The sequence below is a fragment of the Enterococcus sp. C57 genome, assembly GCF_040887305.1.
GTDB classification, from domain to species: Bacteria; Bacillota; Bacilli; order Lactobacillales; family Enterococcaceae; genus Enterococcus_B; species Enterococcus_B hirae.
This window is the reverse complement of the sequence record NZ_JBFOFP010000004.1, coordinates 192,826-213,152: the sequence shown is the minus strand read 5'-3', so window position 1 is coordinate 213,152 and position 20,327 is coordinate 192,826. Positions and strand designations below refer to the sequence as shown.

Below are 20,327 nucleotides of genomic sequence, written 5' to 3'. Positions count from 1 at the left end.
ATTATTTCATTTTTACCTAGTAATCTCAGGATAAACACTATATACTACTAACTAAATTTTATAGACAATAAGGAGTTTAAAAAATGCGCGATTTAACAAAAGGAAGTCCAGCTAAACTAATCTTAATGTTCACCGTTCCTTTACTTATTGGTAATGTCTTTCAGCAATTTTACAACATGGTCGACATGATCATCGTTGGTCAAACATTAGGGAAAAATGCGCTGGCTGCTGTTGGTGCAACCGGAAGCTTGACCTTTTTAATCCTTGGCTTCGCTCAAGGTCTTACTGCTGGATTAGCGATCATTACAGCTCAGCGTTATGGTGCAAAAGATTATCGTGGTCTTAAGAAAAGTTTTGCTGCAAGTGTTGTTATCAGTTTGGTTGTCACTATTGCATTAACCGTCCTTAGTTTAGTATTTATTCGCCCGATGCTGCAATTGATGCAAACGCCCGTTGAGATTATTGACCAAGCACAAACGTTCATTTCAATCATCTTACTAGGGATTTTCGCATCTATGAGTTTTAACTTGCTTTCAAATGTTATTCGCGCGCTTGGAGATAGCCGGACACCACTTTTCTTTTTGATTATTGCAGTGGTTGTCAACGTTGTGCTTGATTTGATTTTCATCATTTCTTTTGGAATGGGTGTCGAAGGCGCAGCAATTGCAACGGTTATTGCCCAAGTTTGCTCAAGCCTACTATGTTTAGTTTATATCAAGAAAAAAATTCCTTTGTTGCAATTACGTAAAAAAGATTTTCACTTTGATAAAGAAGAGATTCGTGTTCATTTAAACGCTGCTCTTCCAATGGCTTTTCAATCATCCATCATCGCCATTGGCGCCATCGTCCTTCAAGCTGCGTTGAACAGTTTAGGAACAGATGTCGTAGCCGCTCAAGCAGCAGCCAGCAGAATTGACCAATTTGCTAACCAACCAATGATGTCCTTCGGGATTGCTATTGCAACATTTACTGCTCAAAATTATGGTGCAAAAGAATATGGTCGAATTTTAAAAGGTGTTAAGCAAACACTTATGATGAGTATTGGCTTTAGTGTTGTTGCGGGTGCGATCGTGATTTTCTTCGGTCATTCACTTATGCAGTTGTTTGTTTCACCGACAGAGACTCGTGTCTTTGAATTAGCTCAAACTTACTTCAACATCAATGGCTCCTTATATTGGATCTTAGCGATTTTATTTATCTTACGTTACACACTACAAGGACTTGGTCAAAGTAAGATTCCAACACTCGCAGGAATGATGGAATTAGTCATGCGTTCATTTGCAGCAATCATTTTAACTGGTTTACTTGGTTATACGGGTGCTGCAGCTGCTTCACCACTTGCTTGGGCAGGATCTGTCGCTGTTCTACTATACTCTTACTTGCGTTCAATGAAACAACTTAAATCTTTCGAGAATGAACAACAATACGCTATGGATGATCCTGAAATCCAATACAATAGTATCCAATAAAAGAAAAAAAGACATTTCTCTCATCGATCAGATAAGCAGAAATGTCTTTTTTATTAGCAATTTACATGATGTTCCGTTCAAAAAACGAAGGAGTCTGGTTAGATGATTTTAGCGATCAATTATTATATATGATCATTTTTACGAGTATTTTCATCCGTATCTTCTACTCGAACGTCTCCTTTTGTATCAATATCCAACTCTTCACGACTTACTTCTTCCGTCACTTGTTTCATATCTTCATGCTCTTTTTTGTGAATACCTACCTCTTCACGTACTACAGTATGTTTATTGACATCAATTTGTTCTTCTTTAAGAGGAATTGTAATCGTTTCGTCTTCCAAAGAATCATCTGAAATATTATCGCTTGCTTCAGCATTTACTGGTTTTCTTTCGATAACGATTTCTTCACGCTTCACAGGGACTTCCACTGTTTTAGTATCATTAACAACGTGTTTATGGATATCAACTTCCCCAGTTGTCACGTCATGGGTATTGACATCTAACTGTTCTTCTTTGAGTTGAATATTTTCATTATTTGTATTTAGTGTATCCGTTGGATCGGGCATATTTTGAGTCCGATCGTTTTCAACAACTGCTTCATTTTGCGCTTTGTAATCTTTAACCGTAATCACTATTTTCCCAGCGGCAATATCCTCTTTGTATGAATACAATGGATCATCGTTAACAGAATCATCCGCTTTTTCTGTATACGAATCTTCCTCATAGGTGTTAGAAGTGAACGTATCTTTGATCCGTTCCCATAGCGAGCGTTCTTCATGCGTGCCTTCAACCTCATCCACATTCGTTTCTACATCAATTCCTGATAAACCAGAAAAACCAAAATTTTGAGCAGCATCTTTTGTCGTATAGATAATGATATCGTCTCGATCGTATCCTTCATCACGCAATTGTTCGATCACTGATAAAGCTTCTTCCCTCGTACTGTAACTACCAATAACTGTTAGATTTCTTTCATTCATGTGAATCCCTCCTGTTAATAGTATGTCTGTATTTAGTGATTCCGCTTACAGGTCTATTCTATCGGATATTTTTTTTTAGAACAAATATATGGTTTACAAAGTAAAAAAGATGCCAATCCATTCAGCTAAGTCGAATGGATTGGCATCAGTTCTATCGTTTAAAATCTTATGATCAAGAGATCCGTCCACCAAAATGAGTAGGAAGCTTCCGACTAAGGGACAAAAAGAAAGTATAAACATCGGTTTATTCGTTTTTGGTAGTGGTTAGAATGTTTTGTCTTACTTCTCTCATTTTTTTTGATCGTGAAATGTAGGATTTTGTTTATCCCAGATTCTTCATTCTGTTTTATTCGAATCGATACTGTTTTCTGCTATTTCTTGTTTTTTGATTTTAAAATAGTCCACATGCGTATGGTTATATTCTAACACCGTAAATTGAAAAGAATCAATCTGGATCACTGTACCTGTCTTGATGTTTTTTTCATGGTTCGACATAAATCCAGATAGTGTGATAAAAGTAGACTCTTCAAATTCAGGGATCGTAACGTGGAAATAACGACCAAAATCATCTAACGTCAATTTTCCTGAAACAATATAGCTCCCATCTGCTTGTTTCGCTATCAATGCTTCATCCAAATCCGTTTCATCCCGAATTTCCCCTACGATTTCTTCTAAAATATCTTCAATCGTCACTAAACCACTCGTTCCCCCGTATTCATCTTTTAAAATAGCAATATGTTTTCCTTTTTTACGCATGATCGTCAACAGTTTTTTGATGGGGATCGTTTCTGAAGTAACGATTGGTTCTTCCACCAACTCATCCACTGTTAATTGATCGTCTTTAAACGACTGCTTAATCAAATCTGGTAAAGTAACATAACCAAGGACGTGATCCTTTGACCCAGAAATAACGGGGTAGCGGGTATGACCTCTTTGAATAGAAGCTTGAATTGCATCTTTCACTGTCTCACCAGCTTCAAAAACCTGCATAGAGGTTCGATCCACTTGGATATCTTTTGCCAACGTATCATCAAATTCAAAGACATTTTCTAAATAATAGTACTCTTCTTTCGTCAACTCTCCTTTTTCATAAGAATTCATAGCCACTAACGTCAATTCTTCTTGAGATAATGTCTCTTCTCCTTCTGAAACTAATTTCACACCTAATACTTTTCCTAAAGCCGCAGCAGAATGATTCAATACCCAAATAAAAGGAAACATTGCTTTATAAAAATAATGCAACGGACGTACAACAAATAAGACCACTTGCTCTGTATTCACGATACTATAACTTTTAGGTAAAAGTTCTCCGATCACCACATCGATATATGTCACTAAGATAAACCCTAACGCGACAGAAATCGTTCCGCTCAATGCTGAGCTAAACGGCAATCGACCGATCCAAGGCTCTAGTAACGCCGCCACTGAGCCTTCGCCAACCCAACCAATGATCAACCCAGTCAAGGTAATTCCTAATTGACTAGCCGACAAGTAGTTATCTAAATGATGCGTGACATGTAATGCTAATTTGGCATTCTTTACATTTTCTCTTTCTAATTGTTCTAAACGTGAACGTCTGATTTTAACTAATGCAAATTCACTAGCTACAAAAAAAGAAGTCACCGCAATCATCAAAAATAATATGGCAAAATTAAGTACCATAACTTCCCACCTCTCTTCTCTCCCCTATTGTACCTCTTTTCGAAAAATAATTTAAATCAACGATCCACGATTGCATTGAGTTTCTTTAGAAAGTATCTTGACCCACAAAACTCTTTTAACTTAGCAAGCTTTGTCAAGCTTTTATCCAAAACTAAAATTTCATATAGTCGAAAAAAGAAGACTCTTTGTCTGATCGATTCCTTTACAATAGTTCTAGTAAAAAAATCAAAAGGAGATTATCTTATGCCCCTTAGTCAAGTTCTGAAAGAACACAAATTAATGAAAGTATCAGAAAATAGTATTCACTTGTGGAATCGAATGTTGAAAATTCACGGCTTAAGCCAAACCTTAGCCTATTTAACTACATTTAATTATGAAACTGAAAGTATCAAAAATATTATAAACAACCTTCATTTGCCAGCAGGAACAGATAAAGAACAGATTGAAACCTTGTTAAATGTTCTGGGCAAAACGGTGGTGGAATCAGGTTTTTCATCTGATCAGGAGTTACTAACCACAATTGACCAGTGGAACGCAATGCTTAAACTAAACGGTGCTGATGAAACCTTCGCTTTTCTAGCTACCTGTAACTATAATGATTCAATGATCAAATTTATCATAGCGAATCTTTACTTACCAGAAACGATAAATCCAGTCATTGAATCAGATAAAATCATTACGGCAGAGCGATCAACTATCACTTCAGATTTTCAATCCAACCAAGAACTACTAAATACGATTGACCAGTGGAACACGAGGTGTAAAGAACGTGACCCAAACGAATGCTTAACATCTTTGTCTAAATTAAACTATAAAGCCAGAAGTATTAAATTTATTATGGCTAACCTCCAGTTACCAAAAACAATGGACCGTTTAGCCAACACAAAAAAAATAGTTGAAGCAAACAAAATGAATATAATATCGAATTTCAATCAAAAAATAAAAATAATCGCAAAGAAAAAAAAACGTTACACAGCCTAAACAACATCATTAATAACCTTGAATTACCAAAGTTGGATGCTGAAATACTAAGAAAAAAAATCATTCTAAAAACTCAAAAAGTAATCGAAATTGGTGTTAAAAAACACCTCGCTAAGATGAATTTCGCATATAAAAAGACGCAAACCCAAGTTTACATAAAGCAAATGCAACAAGAACCAAATGAAATTGACATCTACCTAGGAAAATCTCACCTAAAAGATTTAAAAAGAAAAGCAATCAATAGTATTTCAAATAAACATCTAAGCGAGCCTAAAAAAGCTAAACTCTCTTTGCAACGCTAAATAGCCCAAAAACAATGGGAGAAACATTCCAAGAAATGTCTCTCCCATTGAATACTTTATTCGCTAAAGTTTAATTTTTCCGTTCTTTTAACCACGTTTTTCTTGTTACACCAATTAGTAATGGTACTGTTTCATGCTTTACTTCACTATACTCTAAACCAAACCAAGTTTCTGGCGTGGTCGCAATTTTTTTAATTGCAAGTTTTGCTTGCATGATTTGTCGTTCCCATTTGCTGAGAGTCGTCACATTTGAGATCACTTCATCAATCAAGATAAATTGGAAATCACCGACTTCTCTTCCCGGAGTTAACGAGTAAGTCTGCGGTTGTTTTGGTAATCTTCCTTGTTTCATCAAATCATGAATGATTTGACGAACATAGACATTGATTTCTTGTTGTACTCTGAATCCTAAGAAGAGATTCACTTGTACGACAAAATCAGTATCCATCATATCGATTTGGTATTCTTTCGTATAAGGTTCATCCGTCACTTCCACATGTACGAACCAATATACACGTGCTCTTTTTGGTCGTTTGTCCAGAATCGAGTAGACAAATTGTCTACCAACTTTTCCTTCGGCCATATCTGGTACTAAGAACACCACATTAGTTTGATAAAGTGGCAATGAGTGATCATCTCTTAATTCCGCTAATTGTGGAATGTAATCTTTTAATGCCACATCTTCCGCAGCAGACTCACGAATGATATTTCCTTGTTCCCAAATGAACATGACAGCTAAAATAATGATCGCCATCAACACCGCAACAAACCCTCCGTGGAAAAACTTCACGATACTTGAGATGAAAAAGATGATCTCGATCGCACCAAAAAAGAAAGACACAATCCAGGCGAACCATTTGGAATAGTTGCTTTGGATCAAATAGAAATAAAGAAGTACCGTCGTCATCAACATCGTGACAGTAATTGAAAGTCCATAGGCTGCTTCCATATGATGTGATGTTCGGAAAGTAACCACGATCAACGAACAAGCCAACCATAAAATCAAATTAACCGCGGGAATATACATCTGACCGATACTGTTTCCTGGATACATGATTTTCAAGCGTGGTAAGAGTTTTAACTTAATCGCCTCTGATACCAATGTAAATGATCCAGTAATCAAAGCCTGTGAAGCAATGACCGCAGCGATCGTAGCAAACCCAACGCCAATAATCAACCAACCTTTAGGTAACATTTGGAAAAATGGATTGAGATTATTGATTTGTTGCACCTCTTGATTTTGATAAATATTCAGTAACCAAGCCGCTTGTCCGAAGTAATTCAATACTAAGCAAAGTTTAACGTAAGGCCAACTTAAACGGATATTTAATTTCCCCACATGCCCCAAGTCAGAATACAATGCTTCCGCCCCTGTCGTAGCCAGAAAGATGTTTCCTAAAATAAAGAGACCTAATCGATTGTCTGGACTAAAAAGTAGGCGAATCGCGTAGTAGGGGTTCAACGCTCGGATTACCGTCCAGTCTTGGCTGAAATTTATTAAACCCATCACACCTAAAAAAGTAAACCATAATAACATGATCGGACCAAACGCTTTTCCTACTATCTCGGTACCGAATCGTTGAACCATAAATAATATGAAAATGATGACTAATGTAATAATGACAATAATATTTTGATTGTTACCGAATCGATCAAAAAATTGTGGGATACCTCTTAACCCCTCAATTGCTGTCGTGACAGTCACTGCTGGGGTCAATACACCGTCAGCAAGTAAAGCAGCTCCACCGATCATTGCCGGAATGATCAAGTATTTGCTCCCTTTCCTGACCAGTGTATATAAAGAAAAAATCCCACCTTCACCGTGGTTATCGGCATTTAACGCAATCACCACATACTTGATTGTGGTAAGTAATGTTAGTGTCCAAAAAATCAATGACACCGAACCAAGGACAAATTCAGGATTGATACCTCGTAGTCCTCCGTTATCTTCTACGATGGCCTTCATTACATATAGTGGACTCGTTCCAATATCTCCGTAAACTACGCCCATCGCAACTAATAGACCAGCCATTGAAATTTTTTTAGTGTTGTGTTTTGTTGTCAATTGTCCCCCTCTTTTCTACTTTCGTTCACTATCGTATTTTCTTCACAAATCATTGATCTTTTATTTCATGTGATTTACTTAACTAGAGACCCCTACGAAGTGTCAAATCATTATACAAGATTTCATTTAGTAATGTCGACGGATATAGTCTGCTAAAAATGAATACACACCGAGACAAAAAAGAGCTCCTAGCAATGAAGGGATGAGGTAGAATCCTTTGATCGAGGGACCTAATTCACCAAGAACAAATTCTCCTAACCAACTTCCTAAAAAGCCGATCACTACATTTCCAGTGACACCGCCAGGTACATCCTCATTTAAGATCAATCCAGCGAACAGACCTAAAACGCCACCAACGATCAAAGTCAGAAAAAAATAAAGCATCTCGTTCCCTCCTTAAAAAATACACCTTTATTTTACGTTATTTTGAAAATTAGACCAAAGATTATGAATAGCTTTTATCCAAGTAAACTTTCCAGAGGGATTTTAGCTATAAAAAGAAGGAGTAAGACATTGTCTCACTCCTTCTTTTTCAATGTAGCAAAAACAAGTATTTTTCACTGACGTAGGCATTTCAACCCTCAGATTACTCTTTTTGCTATTTTATCGCTTAAACGATTATTTTGTTTCTTTTTCAGAACCATCTTCTGTTAACATCGCTTTTCTAGAAAGATTTACGCGACCTTGTTTGTCAATCTCAGTTACTTTGACAAGGACTTCATCACCCAATTTGACTACATCTTCTACTTTATTGACACGGTCATTTGAAAGTTGAGAGATGTGAACCAATCCGTCTTTTCCTTTGATCAAGTTAACGAAAGCACCAAATTTTTCAATACGAACTACTTTTCCTAGATAAACCTCACCGACTTTTACTTCTTTGGTTAAGTCTTCAATGATCTTGATTGCTTTTTGGATCATTTCTTTATCAGATGAAGCAATACTTACTTTACCATCTTGATCGATATCGATTTTCACACCAGTTTCTTCAATGATACCATTGATTGTGTCGCCACCTTTACCGATCACATCTTTGATCTTCGCAGGGTCGATTTGGATCATTTCGATTTTCGGTGCATATGGGCTTAATTCTTCACGAGGTGCTGCAATCGTTGAAGTCAATTCTTCTAAGATTTCCATACGTGCTTGTTTTGCTTGGGCTAGCGCTTCTTTTAGGATTTGTTCCGTAATTCCTTGGATCTTAATATCCATTTGTAGAGCAGTTATCCCATCTTTAGTTCCAGCCACTTTAAAGTCCATATCTCCCAGATGATCTTCTAATCCTTGGATATCTGTTAAAATCGTATAGTTTTCGCCATCTGAAACAAGTCCCATTGCAATCCCTGCAACTGGTGCTTTGATTGGTACACCGGCATCCATCAATGCTAATGTCCCAGCACAGATACTTGCTTGTGAAGAAGAACCATTCGATTCTAAAACTTCTGCCACTAAACGGATTGTATAAGGGAAATCTTCTTCTGAAGGAATCACTTGTGCTAGCGCACGTTCGCCTAAAGCACCATGTCCGATTTCACGACGACCAGGTGATCCCGCACGCCCTGTTGAACCAACAGAAAATTGTGGGAAGTTGTAATGGTGGATGAATCGTTTGCTAACTTCTACTCCCAGTCCATCAATAATTTGGTGTTCACCTAGTGGCGCAAGGGTACAAGCAGATAATGCTTGAGTTTGTCCTCGAGTAAACAAACCTGAACCATGCACCCGTGGCAACAAGCTTACTTCTGAAGCTAGTGGACGGATTTCGTCCAATTTACGCCCATCAGGACGAATCTTGTCGATCGTGATCAATTCACGAACTACATCTTTTTCTAAGTCCTCAGTAATTTGTTTTACTTCTTTTAGTAATTGATCTTCCTCTTCATGCCCGATAAATTTTTCGGCATAAGCTTCGCGAATATCGATTTTTACTTGTTCGATATTGTCTTCACGAGCTAGTTTTTCTTCTGTCATAACAGCCGTTTTCATCGTAGCATAAGAAGCATCAAAGATTTCTTTTTTCAAATCTGCATCTACTTGTAACAAAGAAACTTCCATTTTCTCTTTGCCGACAGCTTGGACGATTTCTTCTTGGAAAGCAACTAATTCTTTGATTGCATCAAAACCAAATAGTAATGCTCCAAGCATATCTTCTTCAGAAACTTCTTTCGCACCACTTTCAACCATGTTGATTGCTTGTTTTGTACCTGCAACACTTAGTTCAATATCTGTTTGTTCTGCTTGTTCAACTGTTGGATTCAAGACATATTCGCCATTCACACGGCCGACTTCGACACCAGCAATTGGTCCATCAAATGGAATATCTGAAATTGATAATGCTAAAGAAGAACCTAGCATTGCAGCCATCGCAGGTGAACAATCTGTTTCAACACTCATCACGATGTTGGTTACTTGAACTTCGTTACGGAAGCCATCCGCAAACATTGGGCGGATCGGACGGTCGATCAAGCGAGCCGTTAAAGTTGCTTCTGTACTTGGACGACCTTCACGCTTGATAAATCCTCCAGGAATTTTACCGGCAGCATACATCTTTTCTTCATAGTTGATCGTCAACGGGAAGAAGTCAGTATCTTTTGCTTCTTTTGAAGCAACTGCCGCACTTAAAACTACAGTATCTCCATAGCGAACTAAAACTGCTCCGTTCGCTTGTTTTGCTAATTGACCGACTTCGATTTGTAAGGGACGGCCTCCCCATGTCGTTTTGAATATTTGTTTTTCTGACATAATTACTCCTTTTCTTTCTCGTGAAAGCAAGACGCTACTAAACAAATGAAAACCGCCAAACGTCGCTTATCCAGCTTTCATTTGGTTAGTAGGAGTCTATCATGCTTTTTTCGAGAATGGTTGTATTAGGTATTACAGTAAAAAAAGTGAGATTCATTTGAACCCCACTCTTTTTGTCAAAATTAACGGCGTAGACCTAAGCGTTTGATCAATTCGCGGTAACGTTGTACATCAGTCTTACGTAGGTAAGCTAACAAGTTACGACGGTGACCAACTTTTTTCATTAGGCCACGGTATGAATGATGATCTTTTTTATGCATACGTGCATGTTCATTCAAGTGGTTGATTTCTTCCGTTAATACAGCGATTTGTACTTCTGGAGAACCAGTATCCCCTTCATGGCGTGCATAGTCTTTGATGATTTCATTTTTACGTTCTTTTGAAATTGCCATTTCTTTCACCTCTTTCGATTATTCCCCTGTGACTGAGTAAAACGTTGGTGATTCGCTTAACCAAGTAACAGGCGATATGCCTTACGCATACAGCTATACTTTACCTGAATCTACGGGAGAAATCAAGTGAAGAATCATTAAGAAAATTTAGTTTTTAAACAAACTTTCTCCTACTTTTTAAATTTTATGTTAAACTATAATGCGAAAATAGACGTATAACTGTCTAAAAAGAAAGGGGTACATATTCCATGATCACAATGGATAATATCATCCGTGAAGGAAATCCTACTTTGCGGGAAGTAGCTGAAGAAGTTGCTCTCCCATTAAGCAAAGAAAATATCGACCTAGGAAAAGAAATGCTCGAATTCCTGAAAAATAGCCAAGATCCAATCAAAGCGGAAGAATTAAACTTACGTGGAGGGGTTGGTTTAGCTGCTCCTCAACTAGATATTTCTAAACGCATCATTGCTGTACACGTGCCAAGCCCTGATCCAGAAGTAACAGAACCCACGCTAAGTACGGTAATGTATAATCCAAAAATCCTTAGTCACTCAGTTCAAGATGCTTGCCTTGGCGAAGGAGAAGGCTGTTTATCTGTTGACCGAGAAATACCTGGCTACGTAGTCCGCCACGCTAAGATCACGGTTTCTTATACAGATATGAATGGCGAGAAACATAAAATCCGCTTGAAAAATTATGAGGCAATCGTTGTCCAACACGAAATTGATCATATCAACGGCGTGATGTTCTACGACCATATCAACGAAAAGAATCCATTTGCCCTTAAAGAAGGCGTATTGGTGATTGAATAAAAATGATTGAAAGTTGTATTTCAATCTAAATGACTCGTAAGAAATTGAACTAAAAAGCAACATCTTCGGAAATCGCTACTCATTTTTTCGAAGATGTTGCTTTTTGACGTGGGGAGCCCCACTCCTTTTTTATATTACTAAGAATCAGCGATGTGTTCGTTGTCCATTAAACTGGTTTCTGTCTTTATTATGTCTATTTTCTCCCAATTTTTCTTCTTGTCGTTCAAGTTTACCTCCCGCTCTAGTTGTGCCTTCTACTATCTTTTTCTGCCCTAGATTCTCTGGAGATGGGCTTAACGTCAGATTCTTTTCCAACTCCAATAGGTCTATCTTGTTTGTTTTTGCCCAACGTTTTATTTCACCAATCATTTCCATCCATTTGTCTAACTGTTGTTCTCCGTTCTGTTGCGCATAGCATTGATTCTCTCGCTGAGCACGAAGTTGCTGAGTCAAGATTTTTAATTGATCTTTGCGTTCTCCTATTGGCTCATCTTCTTGCATTAATTGATTTTTAGTAATTTCTGTCTCTAATTCAGAATTTGATACTTTTAATTTATTGATCCCAACTTTAATTTTTTCAATTTGACCTTCTATTTTTTTTAATATATGTACTATTTCTGGAGTATTTTTGCATTTTATATTTTCAATTATTGTTTCTGCTTCAGATCGTAACGCAAGATCTTTCTCGCATCTTTTTCTAGCCATCAAATTAAAGAGCGTGGCATTATTACTCGGCAATTGTTTTATTTTATCCTCAACTGTATTTTTATCATATAGATCAGGTTGTATCAGAACAGCCTGCGACTTGTATATTTCCACCACGAAACTTTTCCACTTCTCTAATTCTTCTTTTGCAGAATATGGGTCCCGCCAGTCATATTCAGAAGAGTTTAATTCGATTTCTTGTAGTTTTGTTTGTATTTTAACTATTCGTTCTGCCACTGCTCTTAAAAACGCATTTATTTCTGAAACAGGTCGTTGATTTATCTCAAATTGTAGCTTATCTGCTTGTGCTCTAAATTCTAGATCCTCTTGACAAATGGTAAGATTTTTTTTTAAGAGATTCTTTGTACGCTCACTTCTATCGAAAAACGATCCCCAGTGGTCATCGATCCAACTGATCGTTTGTTCAACGGTTCTTTGTTCGTATAAAAAGGGGAATTCTATTATATTTCTTTTCCGCTTTTCCAACATTTCAATACTCTTTAATTCAGATAGCAACTTTATTGTACTCCTTCCAAAAACTAGTTTGTTGTTCCAGTACTTTATCTCCAGAATTCTTTGTCTTTCATTCGATGATTCGCTGTTCTGCTATATTTGCATATTCAGCAAGCTTTTCTTTCGATAGATAACTAATATCTTTCTGTACATAATTTTTCATAGACAAGCGTTGAGATTGTTCTTTTATTAGCTTAGATTGAGCATCCTCCCCTTTATTTAGGAGGCTTATTTCAGTCTGATTTTTATTTGAACATGCATTGAATGTTGCTATTCGTAAGTTAGCTTGCTTTAAATTTACGCTAATTTCATCATCCAAAAAGCGAATCACATCTTCAAACTGACAGATCCATCCTATCATGCGCTTCAACTCCTATATTTTATTTATGTCACGAATGCTTCTGTAAGAAGTAGTATCAAAAAACAAATTCAGCTACAAAACTTCCTATTGTCCCATTTTACTTAGAAAATGAAACTAGTTTCTTCCTTCTTTTTCCCAAAAATAAAATAACTGGTACGATTCGTAAATGGATAAATCATACCAGTTATTTATTATTTAATGTTCTTATATATTCAGCCCAGGCAACTCTTTTCCTCGCTAAGCCGTTCTTTGTTTCATTAGTTTCAAGTACGTAAACTCTTGTACTACAATATTATTCTCTTAGTGTAACGATCTTACCTTAACCATTTCAGATATCATGACCGACTTTGATCCGGTTGGCCTACTTGTTGCATTATCTTGGACTTCTTTGGATCTGGTTCTGCTTTTTGTGGTGAAGAGTTTGCCCTTTTAGATAAAGGATTTTGTCTTGTATTTTTTACCTGTTGTACCTCTTCCATGCTTTTTAATGTCTGTTGTGGTTGTTTTTTTAATTCGTTGATTTTTCCAATAGTTTCCTCAATAGCATACTTCTTATTTTTTAATAACTTAATCGATAGTACCATTGCGGAAGTATGTGTGCTTACATCTTTTTCGTATTTTTGAACGAATTGATTCGCCTCAAAATTTTCTTCTAATTTTTGATTGATTAAAGACGAAACGGGGTTTTCGATTCCACTTGCCTTGTCTGATTCATTGAATTCTTTGCTCATTTCCTCAATAAGCTGATTCTTCTGATTTTTTACGTACTCACTCACTTTTTTTCCTGATTCTGTCAGTTCCTTTCCTTGAGTTTCTCGAATCACTTCGTCAAATATGAAAATTTCTCCTATCTTTTGTTTGAGTAAAGACGTATTTTCAATTCCACTTGGTTCTATTGGATTATTTGGGGAATTTACTTCTTTTTTGTCCTTATTTTTTGACCTTCTCATTAGTTTATTGAACATTACCTTTAGCAATGAAGGCTTTTTATTTGTATTTCTTACCTTTTTCATTTCTTTCATGTTACTTGATGCCTGTTGTGTTTGTTCTTTTTTTGATTCGTTGAGGTTTCTGCTATTTTCCTTAATATACTGTTCCTTTCGATTTATTAAGATCGCAATCAGTGATTCTCCTGATCTTATCAGTTCCTTTGTTCTTACCATTTCTTGAGTTTCTCGAATCACTTCGTCAAATATAAAAATTCCTTCTATGTTTTCTTGGATGTTTGCTGTGACTTTAGCCTTTTCACTATCTCCTTGAACTGTTTCGCTAGTTGATTTATCCATTTGTTTTAGCTCCTTTACTTTAGTATGTAGAAAAATAGTACCTGAATAATTCATATTCAATGTTATTGCAACTTATATTACTATCTTGACTTCTTTTGATCTGGTTCTGCTTGTCGTGAGAAATGGTTTGCCCTTTTAGATAAAGGATTTTGTCTTGTGTTTTTTACCTTTTGTATTTCTTTCATGCTTCTTAATGTCTGTTTTGATTGTTCTTTTGTTAATTTGTTGAATTCTTCGCTAACTTCCTTAATTAATTGATCCATAAGCTTATCCTTCGAATTTTCTAAGTTCTCAATCATTGATTTCTTTGACTTACTATCTATTTCTGTTGTGTCATGTATTTCCAGAATACGCTTGTTCAATAGGAAAGTTTCTTCTAACTTTTGATTGATGAAAGTCGGAATTGGATTGACTATTCCACTTGTTTTGTTTAACTCGTTGAATTTGTTACTAATTTCCTCAATATTCTGATTCTGATTTTTTTTACAGAGGCTAATGAAGCTTTGTTTTGCTGCTAATTCTTGTTCTAATCTTTGTTCTAATCTTTGTTCTAATTCTTGTTCTAATCTTTGTTCTAATTTTTGTTCTAATTTTTGTTCTACTTCTTGAATTCCCCATTGTAAAGTGAAAATTTCTTCTATATTTTGCTGGATAAAAGGCATATTGGAATTTACTTCTTTTTGGTCTTTCACTTCTGCGTTTTCTTGGATGTTTGCTGTGACTTTAGCCTTTTCACCATTTCCTTGTACTGTTTTGCTAGTGAATTTATCCATTTGGTTTAACTCCCTTTACTTTAGTATGTATTAAAAACATCTATTGCTAAACTTGGTTCCCACTATTATTTTATTATGTAGAAGAATAGTGCTTGAATTATTCATATTCCATATCATTGTAATTTATAAATAAAATAGTCGAACGCTTATTTTTTCAAAAAAATAAAATAACTGGTACGATTCATAAATGGACAAATCATACCAGTTATTTATTATTTAATGTTCTTAAATATTCATCCCAGACTACTCTGCTCTTCATTAGCCTTCGTAGAGAATTCCTGCTTTTATCAACTGTTGCTTAATCGTTCTCAACACATTAGTATCTGGATAACGGATGGTATGCAGATGAATCCCATCGGTCAGCTCAGATAACAACGTAGCATTACTTTTTTTATAGCGTTTCATAAACAATTCAATTTCTTGAGTTGTTTGGATATGAAGCATGCCTGTCAACTCACCATATAAGGGATGTTCTACAATGACATCTAAAACTTCGCCACCAGCTTCAACGATCAAGCGCAACTCTTCTTCTGTTTGCTCACGACCATGTTGGACAGCAATCTTGCTCACTAAGCCGTTCTGTGTTTCATTGGTTTCAAGAACGTAACCTCTTGCCGTTGCAATAATAGTCGCACCTGATGCTCTCAACAACGCAATATCTCCGACAATGATTTGACGGCTCACTTGAAACCGTGAAGCGAATTTGCTGGCACTGACCGGTTTTTCTTCATTTGCCAGGGTATGCAGAATCTCTTTGCGCCGTGCTTCTCCATCAATCATCCACTTTCTCCCCATTCAATTCATTTTGATAATCACGAGAATGTTTCATAAGATCGATATATGTCGCTGTGATCGTTTCTTTATATTTCGTATTTTCTAACCGACTAGCGATTTTTTCTAATACTTCTTGCTCCCTTTTTTCGTCATAGACTGCTTTTTTCGATGCTTGTTTGGTTTCGCCAATTTTCGTTACCGTGTCCATACGTTTTTCTAGTAATTTGACGATTTGTTGATCAATCTGATCGATTGTTTGACGTAAGTCTTCAAGTTTTTCTGGTTGTTGATCTTCTAATATTTTTTTGATTACTCGAGCAGGATTACCTGCAATCACTACATTATCAGGAAAAGATTTAGTTACAACAGAACCCGCTCCAACTACGACATTGTTTCCTAACGTAACACCTGGCGTAACGATCACACCACCACCAAGCCAGACATTATGACCAATTTTGATTGGTTTCGCATATTCTAAGCCACTATTTCTTTTCACTGGATGAAGTGGATGAGTGGCTGTATAAAGTTGAACATTTGGAGCAAACATGCAATTGTCGCCGATTTCGATCGTACTTACATCTAAAAATGTACAGTTGTAGTTCGCATAGAAGTTTTCACCTACACGAATATTGTAACCATAATCAAAATTGATCGTTGGCTCCATGTAGATTTTTTCTCCCGTTTTTCCAAAGGTTTCTTTTAGTAATTGAGAACGTAGCTCTGCTGTTTCTGCTTGGTTGATGATCGTACTTTGGCTTCTTGCGTATTGACGATCCGCTACCAATTCCGGATCATTAGCAAAATATAATTCGCCAGCAATCATTTTTTCTTTTTCTGTTCTAATGGTCATAATTTGCTCCTTTTGATAATTTTTCAAATACTATAGCACCGTCCGTTTGCAGAAAATCATATTCTTGGTCTAACTGGATTGGCTCTTGGTTGATTACTAAGATTTGAGACTTCGTATTACGAAATTGGATTAAGTCACAAAACGGGTGTACTTGAAAACTCGTTCCGACGATGACGATCAACTCTGCTTGTTGAACAGCCGATGTTGCTCGCTCTATGACTTCATCATTAAATCCCTCCCCATACAACACGATATCTGGTCGAATTTGTCCCCCACATGTTGCATGTTGATCTGTTTGTAAATAGGTTTCCCAAGAAACGGTGTTCCCACATTTCCTACAATAGCAATGATAAAGATTTCCGTGAAAATTCACAAGTTTTGGACTTCCCGCTTTTTCATGTAATCCATCGATATTTTGGGAAACTACCCAAACTTGCTTTTTTGAGGCTAACTTTGCCATTTCTAAGTGAATAATATTTGGTCTTGCTGTTGGATGATAGATTTTTTTCACAAATGAATAAAATTTTTGTGGCTCATTGTTCATTGCTTCATGACTTAGAAGGTATTCGGGTTGTTCCAATCCATGATAGATTCCTTTTAACGATCGATAGTCGGGAATACCAGAAGGCGTTGATACCCCAGCGCCAGTTAGGAAAGTGATTTTTGAACTAGTGGCTATTGTTGCTACCGCTTCTTCAACGGTTACTTTTTTCATTTCCTTTCACCTCTCTCTTATTATACATCTATCTTTCGTTTATTGATTGATCGTACTTTTTATTCAAACGATTTCATTTTTTGAGAAACATCTCACAATATAGACTGACAAACCAATGAAAACGTGCTACAATACTGCTAGATTCTTCGGTATGATCATCACTATTGCTATCTAATAGTACGATAAACCAAGCATATAGAACAAAAGTGAGGTGAGTTGGTATGGTACCATCCATTATTTACTGGGGCGTGATTTTAGCTTGTATCGCCTGGTTAGCATTAAGTATTTATTTTTCAATTTTTTACCTTGCTCGTAAAGAAAATGGAAATCTTTGGGCATTTGCATTTTTCAATGTACTTGCTGCGATCGTTTTAGCGATTACCTTAGTTATTTTCCGAACATGGGGTTGGGGAATCACTCAATATTCAAGTCTGATTTATCTAATATTGGCTATTTATGGCGTAACGATTATTCTTCAAGCAATCTTAGGTCGTGAAAAAAAAGTAGTTAGTAAAACAGCATAATATACAGAAAGCCAGGATCGAAAATGATTGATTGGGTCAGCTATTGCTAAGCAGCTCATCTTTTCGACTGCTTTACTTTATATTTATATAAATAAGTAGGAATTAGGACACTTAAATAGATTCGTGTCCTAATTTTTATTTATTTAATGAATAATTATTCTTTTACAACTCTCACTCTTTTTGAATATCATTTTTCTTATTTTTTGTATAATTATAGAAATTCTCTATAGCTATCAATACTTCACAAGAAAACTTCTGTTATAGATTGACAAAGTGCTTTGTCTATCGTAAACTATTTTTTGTATAAATAACTGAATACGAGATACCTCAATCAATGAGGTAGAGGTCGCGAGAATCATTAACCCTGTGGAGTGAAGCAAACACCGTGAAGCAGGACTAGGGAAGATCGCCGAAATGTACTCTTCTTTGCTTGAAGTTTACGTTGGGACACAAGTTAAGAGCTTGTGGACTGTCTTAGCAGTGATGCTAAGTTGCGCTATGTTTTGTGAGAGGTTTATCACTTTTGTGAAATGTTAGCGACCCTTTTATATTCTTGAAGCGGTCGTTTTTTATTTCTCCTGATAAGCTACTGCAACGCATTTGTTTAACCGCTCGTAAAAAAATTATGCGTAAACAGTTAATTTGATAAGTACGTCTATCTGACAGTAAAATTAAGTTAGCTGAAGCGGAACTTCGCCCATTTCATTCCTGATGAAATCGTCGAGCCGTATGTGTAAAAAGAAAAGGAGAAAGATTATGAAAAAAAGTTCAGTTACACTTACCCTATTGATGGCATTTATTTTTTCATTCTTCACTGTAGGAAGTTTCGTGAATGCCGATGAGAAAACACCAACAGATGAGTTCCGTGTAGGTATGGAAGCGGGGTATGCCCCTTTCAACTGGTCACAGCAAACAGATGCCAACAACGCTGTACCGATCCAAGGTCAAAAAAGCTATGCTGGTGGTTATGATGTCCAAATTGCCAAAAAAGTTGCGGATGGATTAGGGAAAAAATTAGTCATCATGCAAACCAAATGGGATGGATTAGCCCCTGCGTTACAATCTGGCAAAATCGATGCGATCATTGCTGGGATGAGCCCCACAGCAGAACGTAAAAAAGAAATTGATTTTACCGATCCTTATTATGAATCACAACTTGTTGTAGTCGTCAAAAAAGATAGTAAATATGCCAATGCAAAAAGTTTGGCGGATCTATCAAATGCTAAGATTACTGCTCAATTGAATACTTTCCATTATAATGTCATCGATCAAATTCCTGATGTGCAAAAGCAACAAGCAATGGATAACTTCTCTGCGATGCGTACCGCTCTTGCTTCAGGTATGATTGATGGTTATGTCAGCGAACGACCTGAAGGGGTGACAGCAACTAGCGTCAATAAAGATTTAAAAATGTTAGAATTTACTGGTCAGAATGGTTTTCAAACAAATCCTGAAGATGTCCAAATCGCTATTGGAATGCGTAAAGGTGACCCAGATATCCAAAAAGTTAACCAAATTCTTAGCGGTATCTCTCAAAAAGAACGTACAGAAATTATGGATCAAGCAATCAAAGATCAACCCGCTTCAACAAATACAGAGGGAGAAAAAGCTGGTTTGTTCACTGATTTCAAAACGATTTGGGATCAATATGGGAATATGTTCCTTCGTGGTGCAGGACTTACGTTATTTATTGCATTGATTGGGACAGTTATTGGAACTACCTTAGGCTTGTTGATCGGTGTTTTCCGTTCTATTCCTGAGTCTGACAATGCCGTGACACGTTTCTTCCAAAAGTTAGCAAATTTACTACTATCGATTTATATTGAAATATTCCGTGGAACACCAATGATGGTTCAAGCTATGGTCGTCTTTTACGGATTAGCATTAGCCTTTGGAATCTCCCTTGATCGTACAATTGCTGCCTTATTCATTGTATCGATCAATACCGGTGCTTATATGACTGAAATCGTCCGTGGTGGTATTTTCGCTGTCGATGAAGGACAATTTGAAGCAGCGCAAGCAATTGGTATGACACATGGACAAACAATGCGAAAAGTAGTTGTTCCTCAGGTCTTACGTAACATCTTACCTGCGACCGGGAATGAATTTGTTATCAATATCAAAGATACAGCAGTCTTAAGTGTTATTGGTGTAGCTGATCTATTCTTCCAAGGGAACTCTGCTGCAGGAGCAAACTTCCAATTCTTCCAAACATTTACAATCGTAGGTATCATTTACTTGGTTATGACCTTTACGATTACCAGAATCTTGCGTGTAGTGGAGAAAAAAATCGATGGTCCTTCAGCCTATACAAAAATTGAAGAAGTTGACAACGCCAACTTGCAGGAATAAGGAGGAAGA

The 20,327-nt window shown here is 36.6% G+C and carries 19 protein-coding genes and 1 riboswitch; of the genes, 6 read left to right on the top strand and 13 right to left on the bottom strand.

Annotated elements, in window-relative coordinates; all coding sequences use genetic code 11:
* Positions 1–83: 83 nt before the first annotated feature.
* Positions 84–1,469, top strand: a complete 1,386-nt coding sequence (locus AB5M32_RS06635) for an MATE family efflux transporter (RefSeq protein ID WP_063626437.1) — start codon at positions 84–86, stop codon at positions 1,467–1,469.
* Positions 1,470–1,591: 122 nt separating this feature from the next.
* Here the strand turns inward: AB5M32_RS06635 and AB5M32_RS06630 are convergent, their stop codons facing one another.
* The gene (locus tag AB5M32_RS06630; protein ID WP_178286943.1) at positions 1,592–2,449 is read right to left on the bottom strand and encodes a DUF2382 domain-containing protein; all 858 of its coding nucleotides are present in this window, start codon (positions 2,447–2,449) and stop codon (positions 1,592–1,594) included.
* Positions 2,450–2,785: 336 nt separating this feature from the next.
* Positions 2,786–4,111 (bottom strand): hemolysin family protein, encoded by a 1,326-nt coding sequence (locus AB5M32_RS06625; protein WP_010736850.1) that lies wholly within the window; start codon positions 4,109–4,111, stop codon positions 2,786–2,788.
* Between the two features lie 243 nt (positions 4,112–4,354).
* Here AB5M32_RS06625 and AB5M32_RS06620 point away from each other — a divergent pair, with 243 nt between their 5' ends.
* Together AB5M32_RS06620 and AB5M32_RS06615 are read left to right on the top strand one after the other, a co-directional pair.
* Positions 4,355–5,092 (top strand): hypothetical protein, encoded by a 738-nt coding sequence (locus tag AB5M32_RS06620; protein ID WP_178286945.1) that lies wholly within the window; start codon positions 4,355–4,357, stop codon positions 5,090–5,092.
* Positions 5,093–5,124: 32 nt separating this feature from the next.
* Positions 5,125–5,394: a hypothetical protein gene (locus AB5M32_RS06615; RefSeq protein ID WP_051641764.1), complete on the top strand. Its 270-nt coding sequence runs from the start codon at positions 5,125–5,127 to the stop codon at positions 5,392–5,394.
* Positions 5,395–5,464: 70 nt separating this feature from the next.
* Here the strand turns inward: AB5M32_RS06615 and AB5M32_RS06610 are convergent, their stop codons facing one another.
* The 4 genes from AB5M32_RS06610 to rpsO all read right to left on the bottom strand — a co-directional run bounded on the left by AB5M32_RS06610 (position 5,465) and on the right by rpsO (position 10,653).
* The gene (locus tag AB5M32_RS06610; RefSeq protein WP_306172393.1) at positions 5,465–7,459 is read right to left on the bottom strand and encodes a KUP/HAK/KT family potassium transporter; all 1,995 of its coding nucleotides are present in this window, start codon (positions 7,457–7,459) and stop codon (positions 5,465–5,467) included.
* 126 nt (positions 7,460–7,585) lie between these two features.
* On the bottom strand, positions 7,586–7,843 hold the full coding sequence (locus AB5M32_RS06605) for a GlsB/YeaQ/YmgE family stress response membrane protein (RefSeq protein WP_010720351.1): 258 nt from the start codon (positions 7,841–7,843) through the stop codon (positions 7,586–7,588).
* Positions 7,844–8,077: 234 nt separating this feature from the next.
* Positions 8,078–10,201, bottom strand: coding sequence for a polyribonucleotide nucleotidyltransferase (gene pnp, locus AB5M32_RS06600; RefSeq protein ID WP_063626433.1), 2,124 nt, complete (start codon positions 10,199–10,201; stop codon positions 8,078–8,080).
* A gap of 182 nt (positions 10,202–10,383) precedes the next feature.
* Positions 10,384–10,653 (bottom strand): 30S ribosomal protein S15, encoded by a 270-nt coding sequence (gene rpsO, locus AB5M32_RS06595; protein ID WP_010720353.1) that lies wholly within the window; start codon positions 10,651–10,653, stop codon positions 10,384–10,386.
* 248 nt (positions 10,654–10,901) lie between these two features.
* Between rpsO and def the strand changes: the two genes are divergently transcribed.
* Positions 10,902–11,465: a peptide deformylase gene (def, locus tag AB5M32_RS06590; RefSeq protein ID WP_368024371.1), complete on the top strand. Its 564-nt coding sequence runs from the start codon at positions 10,902–10,904 to the stop codon at positions 11,463–11,465.
* Between the two features lie 144 nt (positions 11,466–11,609).
* Here def and AB5M32_RS06585 read toward each other — a convergent pair whose 3' ends face one another.
* The 7 genes from AB5M32_RS06585 to AB5M32_RS06555 all read right to left on the bottom strand — a co-directional run bounded on the left by AB5M32_RS06585 (position 11,610) and on the right by AB5M32_RS06555 (position 17,442).
* Positions 11,610–12,686: a hypothetical protein gene (locus AB5M32_RS06585; RefSeq protein ID WP_256736235.1), complete on the bottom strand. Its 1,077-nt coding sequence runs from the start codon at positions 12,684–12,686 to the stop codon at positions 11,610–11,612.
* 67 nt (positions 12,687–12,753) lie between these two features.
* Positions 12,754–13,044: a hypothetical protein gene (locus AB5M32_RS06580; protein ID WP_256736236.1), complete on the bottom strand. Its 291-nt coding sequence runs from the start codon at positions 13,042–13,044 to the stop codon at positions 12,754–12,756.
* Between the two features lie 335 nt (positions 13,045–13,379).
* Positions 13,380–14,330: a hypothetical protein gene (locus tag AB5M32_RS06575; protein ID WP_178286947.1), complete on the bottom strand. Its 951-nt coding sequence runs from the start codon at positions 14,328–14,330 to the stop codon at positions 13,380–13,382.
* Between the two features lie 80 nt (positions 14,331–14,410).
* The gene (locus tag AB5M32_RS06570; RefSeq protein WP_368024370.1) at positions 14,411–15,103 is read right to left on the bottom strand and encodes a hypothetical protein; all 693 of its coding nucleotides are present in this window, start codon (positions 15,101–15,103) and stop codon (positions 14,411–14,413) included.
* Between the two features lie 258 nt (positions 15,104–15,361).
* Positions 15,362–15,883, bottom strand: a complete 522-nt coding sequence (locus tag AB5M32_RS06565; protein ID WP_034698694.1) for a transcription repressor NadR — start codon at positions 15,881–15,883, stop codon at positions 15,362–15,364.
* Positions 15,876–16,730 (bottom strand): chorismate mutase, encoded by an 855-nt coding sequence (locus tag AB5M32_RS06560; protein ID WP_223609960.1) that lies wholly within the window; start codon positions 16,728–16,730, stop codon positions 15,876–15,878. The genes AB5M32_RS06565 and AB5M32_RS06560 overlap by 8 nt, the downstream gene beginning before the upstream one ends.
* Complete coding sequence (locus tag AB5M32_RS06555; RefSeq protein ID WP_010736844.1) at positions 16,717–17,442, bottom strand: NAD-dependent protein deacylase; 726 nt, start codon at positions 17,440–17,442, stop codon at positions 16,717–16,719. Before AB5M32_RS06555 ends, AB5M32_RS06560 begins: the two co-directional genes overlap by 14 nt.
* A gap of 221 nt (positions 17,443–17,663) precedes the next feature.
* Between AB5M32_RS06555 and AB5M32_RS06550 the strand changes: the two genes are divergently transcribed.
* Positions 17,664–17,966, top strand: coding sequence for a hypothetical protein (locus tag AB5M32_RS06550; protein WP_010736843.1), 303 nt, complete (start codon positions 17,664–17,666; stop codon positions 17,964–17,966).
* A 332-nt stretch (positions 17,967–18,298) separates the two neighbouring features.
* A riboswitch (Lysine riboswitch) is annotated at positions 18,299–18,473 on the top strand.
* 249 nt (positions 18,474–18,722) lie between these two features.
* Positions 18,723–20,318: an ABC transporter permease subunit gene (locus AB5M32_RS06545; RefSeq protein ID WP_010720364.1), complete on the top strand. Its 1,596-nt coding sequence runs from the start codon at positions 18,723–18,725 to the stop codon at positions 20,316–20,318.
* Positions 20,319–20,327: the final 9 nt, after the last annotated feature.

What these genes read in the sequence shown, in the direction of transcription:
- AB5M32_RS06635 (WP_063626437.1), top strand. Translation starts at nt 84, where the DNA reads ATGCGCGATTTAACAAAAGGAAGTCCAGCTAAACTAATCTTAATGTTC.
- AB5M32_RS06630 (WP_178286943.1), bottom strand. Translation starts at nt 2,449, where the DNA reads ATGAATGAAAGAAATCTAACAGTTATTGGTAGTTACAGTACGAGGGAA.
- AB5M32_RS06625 (WP_010736850.1), bottom strand. Translation starts at nt 4,111, where the DNA reads ATGGTACTTAATTTTGCCATATTATTTTTGATGATTGCGGTGACTTCT.
- AB5M32_RS06620 (WP_178286945.1), top strand. Translation starts at nt 4,355, where the DNA reads ATGCCCCTTAGTCAAGTTCTGAAAGAACACAAATTAATGAAAGTATCA.
- AB5M32_RS06605 (WP_010720351.1), bottom strand. Translation starts at nt 7,843, where the DNA reads ATGCTTTATTTTTTTCTGACTTTGATCGTTGGTGGCGTTTTAGGTCTG.
- pnp (WP_063626433.1), bottom strand. Translation starts at nt 10,201, where the DNA reads ATGTCAGAAAAACAAATATTCAAAACGACATGGGGAGGCCGTCCCTTA.
- rpsO (WP_010720353.1), bottom strand. Translation starts at nt 10,653, where the DNA reads ATGGCAATTTCAAAAGAACGTAAAAATGAAATCATCAAAGACTATGCA.
- def (WP_368024371.1), top strand. Translation starts at nt 10,902, where the DNA reads ATGATCACAATGGATAATATCATCCGTGAAGGAAATCCTACTTTGCGG.
- AB5M32_RS06580 (WP_256736236.1), bottom strand. Translation starts at nt 13,044, where the DNA reads ATGATAGGATGGATCTGTCAGTTTGAAGATGTGATTCGCTTTTTGGAT.
- AB5M32_RS06575 (WP_178286947.1), bottom strand. Translation starts at nt 14,330, where the DNA reads ATGGATAAATCAACTAGCGAAACAGTTCAAGGAGATAGTGAAAAGGCT.
- AB5M32_RS06570 (WP_368024370.1), bottom strand. Translation starts at nt 15,103, where the DNA reads ATGGATAAATTCACTAGCAAAACAGTACAAGGAAATGGTGAAAAGGCT.
- AB5M32_RS06565 (WP_034698694.1), bottom strand. Translation starts at nt 15,883, where the DNA reads ATGATTGATGGAGAAGCACGGCGCAAAGAGATTCTGCATACCCTGGCA.
- AB5M32_RS06555 (WP_010736844.1), bottom strand. Translation starts at nt 17,442, where the DNA reads ATGAAAAAAGTAACCGTTGAAGAAGCGGTAGCAACAATAGCCACTAGT.
- AB5M32_RS06550 (WP_010736843.1), top strand. Translation starts at nt 17,664, where the DNA reads ATGGTACCATCCATTATTTACTGGGGCGTGATTTTAGCTTGTATCGCC.
- AB5M32_RS06545 (WP_010720364.1), top strand. Translation starts at nt 18,723, where the DNA reads ATGAAAAAAAGTTCAGTTACACTTACCCTATTGATGGCATTTATTTTT.